Origin of the sequence: Vibrio sp. B181a, from assembly GCF_030248375.1 — a bacterium.
GTDB classification, from domain to species: domain Bacteria; phylum Pseudomonadota; class Gammaproteobacteria; order Enterobacterales; family Vibrionaceae; genus Vibrio; species Vibrio campbellii.
This window is the reverse complement of sequence record NZ_JAHGAD010000071.1, coordinates 1-14,177: the sequence shown is the minus strand read 5'-3', so window position 1 is coordinate 14,177 and position 14,177 is coordinate 1. Positions and strand designations below refer to the sequence as shown.

At 42.9% G+C, this 14,177-nt stretch carries 10 protein-coding genes and 1 other RNA gene; 7 read left to right on the top strand and 4 right to left on the bottom strand.

Translation table 11 applies throughout. The annotated features are described in order from the left end of the window. The 3 genes from ssrA (at window position 1) to KIO97_RS22565 (ending at window position 2,537) form a co-directional block, all read left to right on the top strand. Window positions 1-368, top strand: a transfer-messenger RNA (tmRNA) gene (gene ssrA, locus KIO97_RS22575). 229 nt (window positions 369-597) lie between these two features. Next, a complete protein-coding gene (locus KIO97_RS22570) occupies window positions 598-1,956 on the top strand; it encodes an integrase arm-type DNA-binding domain-containing protein (protein WP_230850150.1) in 1,359 nt (452 codons plus the stop codon). 320 nt (window positions 1,957-2,276) lie between these two features. After that, window positions 2,277-2,537 carry an AlpA family transcriptional regulator gene (locus tag KIO97_RS22565; RefSeq protein WP_285383997.1) on the top strand — a complete coding sequence of 87 codons (261 nt, stop codon included), beginning with the start codon at window positions 2,277-2,279 and terminating at the stop codon, window positions 2,535-2,537. A gap of 45 nt (window positions 2,538-2,582) precedes the next feature. Here the strand turns inward: KIO97_RS22565 and KIO97_RS22560 are convergent, their stop codons facing one another. Next, the gene (locus KIO97_RS22560) at window positions 2,583-3,086 is read right to left on the bottom strand and encodes an H-NS family nucleoid-associated regulatory protein (protein ID WP_050935595.1); all 504 of its coding nucleotides are present in this window, start codon (window positions 3,084-3,086) and stop codon (window positions 2,583-2,585) included. 667 nt (window positions 3,087-3,753) lie between these two features. Between KIO97_RS22560 and KIO97_RS22555 the strand changes: the two genes are divergently transcribed. The 4 genes from KIO97_RS22555 (at window position 3,754) to KIO97_RS22540 (ending at window position 7,562) form a co-directional block, all read left to right on the top strand. Beyond that, on the top strand, window positions 3,754-4,491 hold the full coding sequence (locus tag KIO97_RS22555; RefSeq protein WP_285383996.1) for a hypothetical protein: 738 nt from the start codon (window positions 3,754-3,756) through the stop codon (window positions 4,489-4,491). 66 nt (window positions 4,492-4,557) lie between these two features. After that, window positions 4,558-6,042: a relaxase/mobilization nuclease domain-containing protein gene (locus KIO97_RS22550; protein WP_285383995.1), complete on the top strand. Its 1,485-nt coding sequence runs from the start codon at window positions 4,558-4,560 to the stop codon at window positions 6,040-6,042. A gap of 341 nt (window positions 6,043-6,383) precedes the next feature. Next, window positions 6,384-7,163: a hypothetical protein gene (locus KIO97_RS22545; RefSeq protein WP_285383994.1), complete on the top strand. Its 780-nt coding sequence runs from the start codon at window positions 6,384-6,386 to the stop codon at window positions 7,161-7,163. Between the two features lie 144 nt (window positions 7,164-7,307). Next, window positions 7,308-7,562 carry a helix-turn-helix domain-containing protein gene (locus tag KIO97_RS22540; protein WP_025634699.1) on the top strand — a complete coding sequence of 85 codons (255 nt, stop codon included), beginning with the start codon at window positions 7,308-7,310 and terminating at the stop codon, window positions 7,560-7,562. Window positions 7,563-7,713: 151 nt separating this feature from the next. Here KIO97_RS22540 and KIO97_RS22535 read toward each other — a convergent pair whose 3' ends face one another. From KIO97_RS22535 to KIO97_RS22525, 3 genes are all read right to left on the bottom strand, one after another. After that, window positions 7,714-10,962, bottom strand: a complete 3,249-nt coding sequence (locus KIO97_RS22535; RefSeq protein WP_285383993.1) for a type I restriction endonuclease subunit R — start codon at window positions 10,960-10,962, stop codon at window positions 7,714-7,716. A 79-nt stretch (window positions 10,963-11,041) separates the two neighbouring features. Beyond that, complete coding sequence (locus KIO97_RS22530) at window positions 11,042-12,424, bottom strand: restriction endonuclease subunit S (protein WP_285383992.1); 1,383 nt, start codon at window positions 12,422-12,424, stop codon at window positions 11,042-11,044. Continuing rightward, the coding region (locus KIO97_RS22525) for a class I SAM-dependent DNA methyltransferase (protein ID WP_285383991.1) at window positions 12,424-14,177 on the bottom strand (1,754 nt) is incomplete at its 5' end. The genes KIO97_RS22530 and KIO97_RS22525, both read right to left, overlap by 1 nt.

Genomic DNA, 14,177 nt, shown 5'->3' with positions numbered 1-14,177 from the left:
GGGGCTGATTTAGGATTCGACGGGAATTCAGAAGTCTGAGGTGCATGCCGAGGTGCGGTAGGCCTCGTTAACAAACCGCAAAAAAATAGTCGCAAACGACGAAAACTACGCACTAGCAGCTTAATAACCTGCTCAGAGCTCTCTCGCCCTAGCTTCCGCACGTAAGACGGGGACCAACGAGGGATCAAACCCAAACGCGCTAGCCCGGATTCTCCCGCCTGAGAGATGAACGGCGAATTATAATTCAGGATAGTCATTTACTAGCGTGTCGGTTCGCAGGTGGGTGGTGAATTTAAAGATCGACTAAGCATGTAGTACCAATGATGAAAGGTTTTCGGACGCGGGTTCAACTCCCGCCAGCTCCACCAAACATCAAAACGAAAGCGCTCGGAAGAGCGCTTTTTTTTTTCGCCTGAAGCCTTGTGGAACGGGCGCTTATCACACTTTTAGAAATTCCAATCGTTCGGAAGCACTCGGTAGAAATCGGTGCAATCCGCCAAGTTTTGTTCCCCCTTGAGTTCCCCAAAAAGCCGCCCTATATTATCGGGGAGCAGTTAGCGTCCCCGACTATTTTGGGGTGCAGTAAAAGGGAGCTAAATGATGGCTAGCAGAAACTTTGACACGACTTATAAAAAAGCATCTCTTTCAGAAGGCAAGAAGGAACGACTCATCAGCGACGGTGGTAATCTCTATATGCGCTTGCGAGCAGGAAAAAAGGGTGTAAAAAAATCATGGCAATTCAACTATCATCACCCGATCACCAACAAACGCATCAAACTAACTGTCGGAGAATACCCAGCTATTTCACTCGCAGATGCTCGTAAAAAAGCGACCAGCTATCACGAGTTACTTGAAAAAAACGTAGATCCAAAAGAGTATGAGCAAACAGGTGGTATTAACGCATTAGATACCAGCAAGGTTCTTTTTAAAGATGCGGCTCAACTATGGATTGACGATATTGTAGAGCCAGCACACGAGAAAAAAGTCCAAGCAAAAATTGATGGAGCTAATGAGCGAGCCAAAAAGCGCGGCGAGAAAAAAGCATCCGAGGCTGAGATAAACTCTCTCTTAGACAAAATGCGTTACAAGAAAGACATACTTGGACGCATTGAAAATCATATTTTACCTGCAATTGGCGATATTCCACTGACTCAGTTAAAGACTATCCTTGTTAAAGAAAAGCTAAAGCGTAGCGAAGCGACTGGCATGGATATGAGCAAAATATGCCAAAACATTGTGAAAATTATGGATCATGCTGTTGACTTAGATGTCATCGAAACTCACTCTCTTGCACGCTTAAGTCGAACTTACGTTAAGAAAGCAGAAAGGCAGCAACCGACAATAGAACCCGAGCAAATCGACAAGTTCATGATTGCAATGAGCGAGCGCAATATGACAAATACGACACGAGCAGCAATGGAAATGCAACTCCATTCGTTAGGTCGTGCTGCTGAAACAGCAATGTTGAGATGGGATGAGATTGACGAGAAAAAGAATTGCATCATCATTCCACACTATCGAATGAAGAGAGCGCGAGATCACTACATTCCTCTCACCAAGTATATGCAAGGCATTCTCGATTATATGCGCCCTATCAGCGGGGAGCTTGAGTATGTATTTCCTGCGGATTCACGCTCAAAAACACCGCACATCGGCACACAAAGCGTAAATATGGCAATTAAGCGTGCAGGCTTCAGCGGAGAGCTTGTGTCTCACGGCTTTAGATCGCTCGGAAGTACTTTTTTAAATGCAGCAGATGATTACACAGATGAAGACGTATCATTCAATTCTGAAGTGATCGAGGCATGCTTAGCGCATCTCGTGGGTACGACAATTATGGATAAGTACAACAACGCTAAGTACCTTAAAAAGCGCAGGGATATGCTTACGTTCTGGGGCGACTACATCGTTGAGAAAACTGCTCACTATCACTCAATCGCAGCTCGCTTTAAATAACCTTTAGAGACCCTCTTTATCCAAGAGGGTTATTCTTTAAATAGAATAAAGCACTCTTTTAATTATACATAAATAAAAACAAAATAAACACTTTACAACATCTTACCTTGATCGTATCTTGTTTTAACCAAAAGCATTGTAAGTGTAGTAACCACTTCATAAAAGTTGCAAACAAATAATAAGCAAACAACTTAAAATAATATAACAACAAAGAATCTCTAGGAACTAGAAGTGCAGACGGCGTATCAGCACTCAGTACAACTGATTCACTTACTAATTATTTAAAGAATGCTTTTGTTTGTTTAAAGGCTTAATAAAGAATGAACGAACTACAATTTATGTCGCTAAAAGAAGTAATTGAACTTGTTACACTAAAGAAAACTGCGATTTACGATAAGATAAAAAAAGGTGAATTTCCCCCGCAAATTCGTATGGGTGGTAACACTGTTGTATTCATCAAATCCGAGCTAGAGTTTTACTTAGCAAGTAAGATTTTTGATAAAGATGAGAAAGAGACAGTACAGAAGATCTTGGAGAAGCGAGAAGAGACGTTTAAGCCGATTCTTGAGATGTACATGTAAGACATTTAAAAGCCAGCTCGTCGAGCTGGCTTTTTTGTAAAGTAATTATAAATCATACTTCTCAGGATGAGCGAGCATGTACGCTTTAACTTCTTCTTCGCTCATTCTGTAGCTATCTAGCTCACCGCTCTCTTTCGCAGCCTTGAAAGCTTCAGGAGAGCGTCCTTTGCCAGACCAGACATGCTCTTCGCCTTCCAAAACAATGCGGTACTGAGGACGTGTCGGTGCGTTCTTTCTCTCTTTGTTATTGCTAGTCTTTGAGCTTCTAGTGCGAGTTGCAACAGCAACCTTGAAGCGAGCAGCAATAGCCAATGCGAACTCTTCTTTAGAGATAGACTTTTCTTCTAAATCGCACTCAATGCTATCAATCAAGTCTTCAATCTTTTGCTTACGTTCAGCTTCCTGCTTCTCTTTCTGCACTTGCACAGCGTCTGTCGCTGCTTTAGTGAATACTTGAACAGCATCGCCCCCCAAAGAAGCCAGCTTTTCAGCTAGGTCTGGTGACTGTAGAAGTGCTTGCAATTGCTCGTTTGTTAGCTCTGTACTCATTGTTTTGGTGTCTACTTTTAATATTCATTATGTATAATTTAAAGCAAATCAAACAATAAATAAAGCACTCACTTGAAAGTAATCACTGTTAATCAACCAACTAATTTAAAAAACAACACACAACAGATTTACTCTATTTTAAGAGTTTAAATAACACTTCATCGTTTCATTTAGAAAAAAGAAACAAGTTATCACTGTCTTATTTACTCGGTAAGAATAGCTTCACATAGCATTAGTTACTCTCTTTAAATAATCAATAGACACGCATTTACATTGCATATTTAAGTAAAAAATATCGATGCACGTAAAATCACAAAGCAAAAAAATCGATGCACGAAGCAAAATACAGTGCTCTGAGCGACATTTTCACTGTCTCAGAACGCATTTGCTATAGTCTTTAGGTTTACTTTAAATTTATCTTATGTATAAACGCTATATAACTATAGCGAAAAACCATAACAATAGTTATAATAAAAATATAACAAGAATAAAGTTATAAATAAGTAACAAGCGGATACTACAATCCCCTATTTGTCCCAAATAGAAGATTTCCGCAACTTGAGCCTCACCCCAAGGGTGACGTTGCGCTAACATGCTTCGCAGTTATCGCTAAAAAACAAAGATACTCGCTGTGACTCCCTAATAAAATAATAAGAGTCATAATAAAATGAATAATAATGAAAGAGACATAATAGTAGCTTTAACTCAAAAGCTAACGAGAAACAACAAGCAACAACTAAACGAACTAATCAAAAAAACCAGTCACGACTTAAATACACTTAAGATATTGATTCCCGCTCTCATGCCTTCTCATGACGAGTGCAAGCACTTTGTTGGTCAAAAGCAGTTTGATAATACAGTAAAAGTGATTGCATACGCCATCTACGCTTCACACAACACTTCTGACTGTAAAAAAGAACATCTCGAATACTTTCTTGACGTAATTGCAACTGTAAAAAGCGCAATGAAGAAAGAACGCAAAGCAACAGAAGATCTTTTCAACAAGCAAGTTAAGACAAACTTCACTGAATCACAGCACGACAAAGTTAAGCAAGCAGCTAAGTTTCTAAACTACTCATCAATAGCTGCATTTGTAAGAGATGCTGCTATACAAGCTTTGGATATAAAACCCCGACAAGACAGAGAGTTCGAGCACTACTTCGAAGAAACATCAAAGCTATCTAAAGCAATATGTGACATCGCAGAAAATCTTGACGATAAGAAGTCTAATAACAAACTAGCCGCACAGCTTAAAGCTTTAAAGAAACAAGTAGACAGCACACGTAAATTAGCTGTTGATTCTCACTCTTCAGTAACCGCAAAGATACTTGCCAAAAAGTACCTATCCGCTCGTCAGCTTGAAATTCTTTTGAAAGAAAAGCTAGAAGAAGAAGAAAACCAATAACCTTATATACCCTCTCCCCAAGAGAGAGGGGTCTCTATAACAATAATAATAACGAGAACTTAAAACATGATTATCACAGAACTTGAATGCACTAGAAGCAAGCAAACAGCTAAAGACGCAGAGCACCTTGTCGAGTATGGCGCTAAACAAAATGACGCAAAAAACCTAGTAAAATACGGCGCAGGTAAAACAAAAGACGCACCTGCAAGCGAAGGTCACTCCTTTTTCATATGCGCTAATGAAATTGACTCCATTGAAGCCGAGCTAGGCGATGAAGCAACAAGTATAGACTGGCACGATGCAATCACAGAGCTACAAAGCAGCTACAAGCACAATCCAACAGTCAAATATCCATTCCGCCACTTCGTGATCTCCATCGGTGAAAACGAACACCTAACCGATAAGGAGTGGAGAAAAGTAGTGCGAGAAACAATGTCACACCTCGGCTACGACAACGCACGCTACATCGCTTTTCGTCACGCAGACACTGAAAACAGTCACGTACACATAACAGTAAGCACGCAAGATCTCGCAACAAACAAAGTAATATCAAATTGGTTTTCTATCGAAAAAGCGCAAGAAAAGATGCGAGAGCTTGAGAAAGAGTTCGGTCTAAAAGAGCTAGAAAGTTCACGAGATGCAATTGCAAACAACAACACTCTAGTCAGCGAGATGCACACTCCCCAAAAAATTAAAATGATGATGAGACGACTCGTAGACAATGCAATTTGCAATATGGAAAAGCGCGTTTTAGCTTTTGAAAAACTGCCATCAAATCATTCAGATAAGAGAAATATCGAGAAACACATCAGTCGCTCTCTACCGCTCTTTAAGTCTTACTTAATGTGCCAAGGCATAGAAATCACACTTAAAGAAGATGAAAAAAACGGTAAGTTCAGCGGTCTCATCTATCACTTCAAAGACTACTCAATTCCAGCGGGCAAGCTTCGCTCAGGAAACAAGTACACTATTGGTGGCTTAGTAAAAAGAGGGGTACTAGACGAAAGCTCTAACTTGATTTCTAGCTACAACGCAGCAATGACAGAATACATGAGAGTGCAGCTAGATACTGACTACGAATTTTTCACTGCAAGAAGAAAAGAAGCAGAGCATAAAGCAGAGAAAGTGAAGCAAACCATAAAGGATTGGAATAAACAAGAGCACGCTTTACTCATATTTTCAGCTCGTAAACGCTACGAAAAAGAAGTGCAAGAGGCGCTAGATTTCTGGCTATATCATGAAAAGAAAACCAAGAATAAGCGCATGCGCCCCGTTTTGCACGCAATCTACGAAGCGGAAATCGGTATACACAAAGGCTCAGGTAAGCTCACTAAATTCTTGGAATTACTTGTGATTATGCTTTTTGAAATAAGTAAAAAGCAAAAGTGGGATTTGCGAGTTACTCCAGTGAAAACTGATGATGACATTGAAGCACTGCAAGATAGATTAGATGTCGAGATTCACAACAACGATCATGTAAATATGCTTTTGACGCATGAGAAAAACATGAAAAAAGCGTTTAAAGAGAGAATGAATAATCTGAACCTATAGTCCAAAAGAACGCAGCTCCCAGCCAGAGTGATAGGGAGCTGTACTGGCAAGCAAGTTCATCACAATTCATCCCAAGCTAATGAAAAGATAATCTAATTCTTCAATCTCATTCAAAAAAGAAAAATTAGATTAATAAACAACAACTTAAACAATAAACCGAACCATATTCATTAAAGTTCATCAAGACTTAATGAAAAGAATTATTTATACATAACTTTCTTATTTAGACTTTCATTGTTCAATCAGAGACTTCAACTTAAAAATAAAAACAATCATTAAAAAACACTAAAGGTTTAAATATAATGTTATAATTTGATTATAATAATAACAAAGATAACAACATGAACATTTTTAAAAAAATAAACGATAATTTAACTGATAACGTTAAAGTAATACCAAGACAAAAGAGATCTCCCCTACCGCGATTTCAAAAAAACAAAAGCGGCAAGATGCTTTACATCATTGTCCGAGACCCTGAATTACTAAACCCAAACGGCAATGCAACGCATGTAACATTAATAAAGCTACCAATTACAGCCCCTGAATGCCCAAGATCAATAAAAGACTTAATTACAAAGTATGGTACTGAAGAAGCAAAGTCTGGAAAGTACGAAATCACTGACCACAATTTCGAAGAGATCATGTCTCACTTCAAACCCGCAAATACGCTATACAAGAAGTACAGAAAAAAAGAGCTACATGAAAAGCAAAGTATTGTTATCAATGAAGAGAAACACTCTCTTTGTGCAATAGCTGCGAAACTGCATGAGGCTGTAGAGATGTTTGACGAGTTAGAAAGTGAAGATGAGATTAATGCTGAAGAAGCGCAGGAGCTTCATCAAGCGCTATACAGAATGAGTTTGAGGCTAAATGCAGCGAAGTTCCCTGCTGTTATGTTCAATGACTATGTGTTCAGTCTTAACGACGGTACTAACTTACAAGCTATAAAAGCGAAAAGAAAAAGCATTGCATCAATCTCTGATACATCAAGCTTAAAAAGATTTGCACCATACGTTCAAACGTTAACACCTTTCAATTACAAGCAAACATCAAAAAAAGTAGGCAAAGATGCTCAAAAGCTAATCGCATACTTAACGGAAGTGAAGAAAAACACAAACTAGAGCCAACAGCCCTAAGGGGCTGTTTTCTTATTCCAACACATTGGAATAAGGCATCTTTAAACCATGTCGAGGATAAGGTTCACTTACTCTTGAATGCAGGTAAAACTAACCTTACCCTTTATCGAGGGTAAGTAAGGAATTATTATGTTGATAACATCATCAAAGCAGTTGGCAATACATCTGCGTGACGAAAGAAAAAACAAGAATCTGTCACAGACTAAGGTTGCCGACCCCGTGGGTCTAAAACAAGACACTATTTCTAAATTTGAGATTAATCCAGAGACCACGAGAGTCCAGACACTATTTCGCATCCTATCATCACTAAACTTGGAAATGCATATTGTGCAGAAAGGTGAGAACATCGACCTGAAAGTTGATGATGGTGACGAAAAATGGTGAGTCAAGCCATGAAGGTTCTGTGCATTACTAGTTAGACCTAAAAACACAAATCAATCAAAACAGCATCAGAGGGGATTAATGCTATACATGCTTCAAACTAGACGGCTAAAAAGCCGTCTAGGGGAAATGAACAGTGTTTACAGTGCTCCTTTTACTTCACTCCACTCAACATATCAAAAATCACCCGAGCAAATTGCTTGGTCTTCTCTGGGTCAGAGAGTAACTGCATCATTTGCTCTTGGTGCGCTTCGTTACTATTCATAATCGCATCATCAATCGCACGCGGGAAGTCACCCAGCATCGCTTGTTCACGGGTATTATTGGCAATTTGGTTCATTACCGTTTCGTTCTCAGTGAGCTTGTCACGCACTGTGAAGGCATAGTTAATCATGTCTTTGTCGGTAAGGTTGTCGGTAACAAACACCTCGTTGAGCCGCTCAATAATCAACGACAAAAACTCTTCCTTCTTGTCTTTTGGTTTGGCGGTGCCAACGTCATTACCAGGTTGGAGTTTGTACTCAGGCGTGTTCTCTTGAAGCTGGATGTCCTGCTGACGGATCTTTGATAAGCGGTAGTGGCTCATCACCACGTTGCCGAGATCAAGCTCGTCTTCTTCGATGACTTTCTCGCGCAGCATTGGGCGTAGGTGACGAGCATAAAGGCTCTGCTTTTCCAGTTCTTTGTCGTCGTAATCGACAATCTGCGACATGAACTCATAGAAGCGCACAAAGCTACCCAAATCCTTTTTGAAGATTTCAAGGCGGTCTTTCTCTTGCTTGCACTCTTTAAAGGTATTTTCCGCATTGGCGATTAACACCGCGTCGCCTGTTTTCTTGGTGCGTTCAAACACGTTCTTGGCGTGAAGGTATTCTTCTACCGCTGAAGTGTAACGCTTGCGCCAACGGTCGACGGCAGGCTTACAGATGTTGCTGATCGCTGCATTGGACTTGTTCTTGGTAAAGAAGGCATCAACGAACTGCTCAACCTCTGTCCATAAGAAAATACCGCTGGCACGCAGCTTTTCTGATAGGTCAAAGATCTTGTCAGGGTCAGACACATCCTCAAGCTCAGCAACTTGGTAGTACGGCTGGAAAGCATCGAGAATGTCTTGCGGGTCGTTGTAGAAGTCGAGCACAAAGGTGCCGCACTCCGCTTTACCCTGATAAGTGCGATTCAAGCGAGAGAGCGTCTGCACACACTCAACGCCTGCGAGTTTCTTATCGACGTACATGGCGCAGAGCTTTGGTTGGTCAAAGCCCGTTTGGAATTTGTTGGCTACCAACATCACCTGATAGTCATCGGTGTTGAAAGCTTTTCGCATCTCACGACCTTTTAGGTCAGGATTCATATTGTGCTCAGTGAACTTCTGATCCATAAACGCAGTGCTGTCTGGGTCAGCAGCGTTAAACTCTACTTCACCAGAGAACGCGACCATTGCACGAATACCTGCATAACCATGCTCTGACACATACTTGTCAAACGCCAGTTTGTAGCGCACTGCTTCTTTACGTGAGCTGGTGACCACCATCGCTTTGGCTTGACCACCCAATAAGCCCATCACGTTCTTTTTGAAGTGCTCAACAATCACTTTCACTTTCTGTGAGATGTTGTGGTCATGCAGGCGCACCCAGTTATTGAGCTTCACCTTGGCTTTGCCTGAATCCACCTCTTTGTCATCGGCTTCCAGCTTTTGCTTGAGCTGATAGATCACCTTATAGTTGGTGTAGTTTTTCAGCACATTAAGAATAAAGCCCTCTTCAATCGCCTGACGCATGGAGTAGATATGGTAAGCCAATGGCAGGTTGCGTTTAGACGCTGGCTGCTCGGGATCGGGTCTACGACCAAACAACTCCAGCGTTTTTGGCTTTGGCGTGGCAGTAAAGGCGTAATAGCTCAGATTGGCACTGCCTCGACGCGCTGCAATGGTGGCATCGAGAATATCTTCAGACGATAACTCGGTGTCATCATCGGCTTCATCCGTCATCAGCACTTCTTTAAGCTGGCGTGCGGTTGCACCTGTTTGTGATGAGTGCGCTTCATCGGCAATGATGGCGTAGCGACGCTCTTTCAATGACGTTGAGTTCTCAATCGCCTTTAACACATGCGGGAACGTTTGAATTGTCACGATGATGATAGGCTGAGAGGTTTCCAATGCCGTTGCTAGCTTCTCTGATTTAGAGCCATCGCCCTCTTTACGGTTGATGCGCCCTACCACACCGTCAGCATGTTCAAACTGGTAGATGGTGTCTTGTAGTTGGTCATCCAGTACGGTGCGATCAGTGACCACAATCACCGAATCAAATTGCTTGTTGCCGTTGGCATCATGCAAGGTCGAGAGCTGGTGTGCTGTCCATGCAATCGAGTTGGATTTACCCGAACCCGCACTGTGTTGGATCAGGTATTTATTACCTGTACCCTCTTCAATTGCGGCGTTAACCAGCTTGGTTACCACATCCCATTGATGGTAACGCGGGAAGATCAGGGTTTCTTTCTTGGTTTTACGCCCCTCCCAATCTTCTTTTTCTTCAATTTGAAGATGGATAAAGCGCCCGATGATGTTGAGCAGGTTATCTGGGGTTAATACCTCATTCCATAGATAATCAGTTGCGTAGCGGTTTTCATCTTCAGGGATGTCATTGCCTTTGCCGCCATCGTGTGTGCCTTTGTTAAACGGTAAGAAGAATGTCTCTTCACCCGCAAGCTTGGTTGCCATGTGAACTTCATACTGACTTACCGCGAAGTGCACTAACGCACCACGTTTAAAACTCAAAAGCGGCTCTGGCTTTTTGGTGGCAGGGTCTTTTGGTAAACGGGTCAGTTTGTACTGCGCAATGGCGTTTTCTACCGCTTGTTTGAACTCAGATTTCAGTTCAAGGGTAGAAACGGGCAAGCCGTTAACGAACAACACCAAGTCGATGCGCCATTTCTTAGCTTGCTTACCTGTCGCTTCGAATTCAGCTTGTGTGGCATACGGGCTGTAAACCAGCTCTGGCACAATACGGCAGATGTTTTGCTGGTAACGCGCTAAGGTTTCAGGATTGAGATTATGCTCTGGCTTAAACTGACATAATTCAAAACGGGCATTACGGATTTTCAAACCATGACGAAGCACACCCAAAGTACCAAAGGTGCGTGAAGCTCGGTCAGTGGCATTCTCATCGGCTTTTTTTAGCTGCGTGACCAAAGCATCAAGGAAGTGGCGTTCTGAATCAGTCGGGAAGACTTTGCAGAACTTCTCCCACTCTTTCGGCTGCGTCTGTTTGATAAAGCTCAGCACATCCGCTTCGTACAATGCCGATTCGCGGTTGTAACCCTCGCCAGTGCCTTGCACCCAGCCATTAGCCACCATCTGGCTGATGATGTCGTCTTGAAATACCCGTTCTTGTGTGGTGTCTTTCATAACCTTGTTCTTCTAATTTTTGTTAGCCAACCAAAGCGAAAAAGCCACTCTGCTTTCTTAAGCTAGAGTGGCAATAGATTTATGCGGTTTTTTCTAAAGCCTGATTTTGAGATGTTGGTGCTTGCCAATTGCGAACATCTATCTTGCCAGTGACAGCGGCTGAGATAAGCGCTGTGCGGCGTTCTTGTAAAAGCTCAACCTGCACATGTGCTTTTTGCATAAGGTTTTCGAATTGGCCTAATTTCGAATCAATGTACGCTTCAATTTGCAATTGCTCTTCTTGAGGAGGGAAAGCGATTACAAGCTCTCTAATATCTTCCAAACTCAATTGAACTTTCGTACCACCATAGCCTGATCCTAATAATTGCTCTTTCGCTGTATCAGATAAAACAAAATAGGCTAACCAACGAGATGACTTAACCAGTTGGCTGTTAGGGCGGCAAAGTGCAACGTGCTGACTCACATACCCATTAGCAATAGATTGATTAGCGACACATACCGACCCCAAATCTGCGGTAATGGAGATCAGTAGATCATTGAGCTTTATTTTTGAACGCTCACCCTCAGCACCCTTTGGCGGTTGAACGCATTGAATAGAACTCAACTTTGGTTCGACTGTATCTCGGGTTAAATTCGCAATTCGGAAAAACAAACTGCCACTATCTGAATAATATTCAGCCCACCCTCGTGAACCACTGGTAACAAAGTCGAATAGGTACTTTGCTTTTTTAACACCCCAATGCTCTGGCACTTCTCCTAACCACTCCACACCTGAATCTTTCATTGGTGCTTGCGGGTTCAATCCTTTGGTCACCGCGTGGCTGATCACCGCTTGGCGCTTCTCTTTCAGCAGCTTAATCAGTTGCTGCTGCTTTTCGATCAAGGTGTCGATTTTGGCGGTTTCGTGATCGAGGAAGTTGGCGATAGTTTCAATGTCAGATGACGGTGGCTCAGGGATAGCCCAATTAGATAAGTCTTCCATATTGAATACTTTCTGAGCAGCCCCAGTGCAAGTAACGTTGGTGTAGTCATCAAAGCTTTTACTATCTATCAAATATTGAAGAAATCGTGCTTTAGATTTTGACTTCACTTGCAGTCGTGCAAGTGCACGAGAAAGGTTCATTCCCTCAAGGGTTTTATCGCAGATAAAACTTCGCCCTAAAGTGCCAACTACTGATACAACGAGATCTCCATCTTTAATTTGGGTTCGTTTATATTCTGCATTTAGTACAGGGCTGACGCTTTCTAGCTGCGTAGATTTTACCTTGCGATCTGCGACATCCAATATGCGAATAACCTTTATGCCGTCAGTACCTTCGTATTTGTCGGGTTTAAGAATGCCGTAGCAAGGGGGAAGCTCTAACCAATATTTCACATACGACACTTTCCAAATATTCGGAATATCACCAATCCAATCAATCTCAGAGTCCTTATACTCTGGATATGCTTGATACTTGCCCATTACGAATGCACCTCTTGCAGTAGCTCCATAATGTCGGTACTGACCGCATCCAAATCGGCATCAATCGCTTCCAGCGCACGCGGTGGTTGGTAAACATAGAAATGGCGGTTGAATGGGATTTCGTAACCCACCACACCAATTTCACTGTCTTTGTCATCGCGCTTATCCGCGTTGATCCATGCATCAACAACGTGCGGCTGCACTTCGCGTTTGAAGTAACTTTCAATCAGGGTTGATGTAGTCACGCTTGGATCAAGCGGCACGTTCTCGTTGTCACGCAGGTCGCCATCTTGTTGGAACTCAACCACTTTGCCCTTATAGTCGAACGCGCCGTAAAGCGGCTGTGCGTCTTCTTTCAGCACTTTTTTGATCACTGGTTCGGCGTCTTGGTTCTTCCAAGTGATTGCATCGTTAAACTGTTTCTTCTGCTTAGCGTCGAACTTGATACCAGTGGTTTTGAATGCGCCTTTCAGAGTCAGTTCAAACTGGTTGAAGTCATCAGATTGTTTCGCTTTACCGCCAAGGTTATCGCCGACGACAACTTGCAGAGCTTTGGCATTATCCATCAGGGCTTTCTGGTTTAGCCACAGTTTGCTGTCCAGCACATCTTTGATTTGCTTTTCTTTCAGCTCTGGGAAGTCCGCTTTGATCAACGCACGCACTTCGGCTTCCACTTCAGTCAGTGTGCCATAAGTGTTGTCATCCCACTCAGTGCCAAACTGCTCAAAGACAGCCTGCATCACGGCATTAAATGGCTTAGGAGTAAAGCGCAGAGACTCCACTGCTGCATCAGTGATTTGCGCAGACAAACGCAATGGACGTTCGATGGTCAGGCGGCGGTAGCCAAACTCGTGGGTATCAAAAATCTTAGCGGTTAGTGGTTTGCCGCTTTTGGTCAGGGTGTCCACCTCAACAAACTCACCAAAGTTCTTGGTGATGGCGCGGATTTCATCATCGGTCAGGAAGTGACGCTTAGAACCAAGCGACTTGCGCATTTTGCTACTGAGGTTGGCACCATTGATAAGCTGTACTTTTCCTTTACGCTCTGGGTCTTTCTTGTTGGTCAGTACCCAAACGTAGGTCGCAATGCCTGTGTTGTAGAACATGTCCGTTGGCAGCGCGACAATCGCTTCAAGCAGGTCAGCTTCTAAAATGTAGCGACGAATTTCACTTTCACCGCTACCTGCACCACCAGTAAACAGAGGCGAGCCGTTTAGGATAATGCCAATACGACCACCATCAGTAACGAGGTTATCGACGTTCTTCTTATTACGCATCTTGCTGATAAGGTGCATCAAGAACAGAAGCGAGCCATCAGAAACACGCGGCAAGCCTGCGCCAAAGCGTCCATCAAAGCCTTTTTGCTCGTGCTCGTCTTTGATTTCGCCCTCAATCTTTTTCCAATCCACACCGAACGGCGGGTTAGACAGCATGTAGTCAAACTTGTCCGCTGGCAGTTGGTCATTCGACAGGGTGTTTCCCAGTTTGATGCGGCTAACATCTTGCCCTTTGATCAGCATATCCGCTTTACAGATAGCGTAGGACTCTGGGTTTAGCTCCTGACCAAACGCACGCATCACCGCTTTCGGGTTAAGTTCGTGCACGTATTCCATGCCTGAAGAGAGGAAGCCGCCCGTACCCGCTGTTGGGTCATAGATGGTACGGATAATGCCATCTTTGGTGAGGGCTTCATCGTCTTCCATAAAGACTAGAGAGGTAGTCAGGCGCACGATGTCACGCGGGGTAAAGTGCT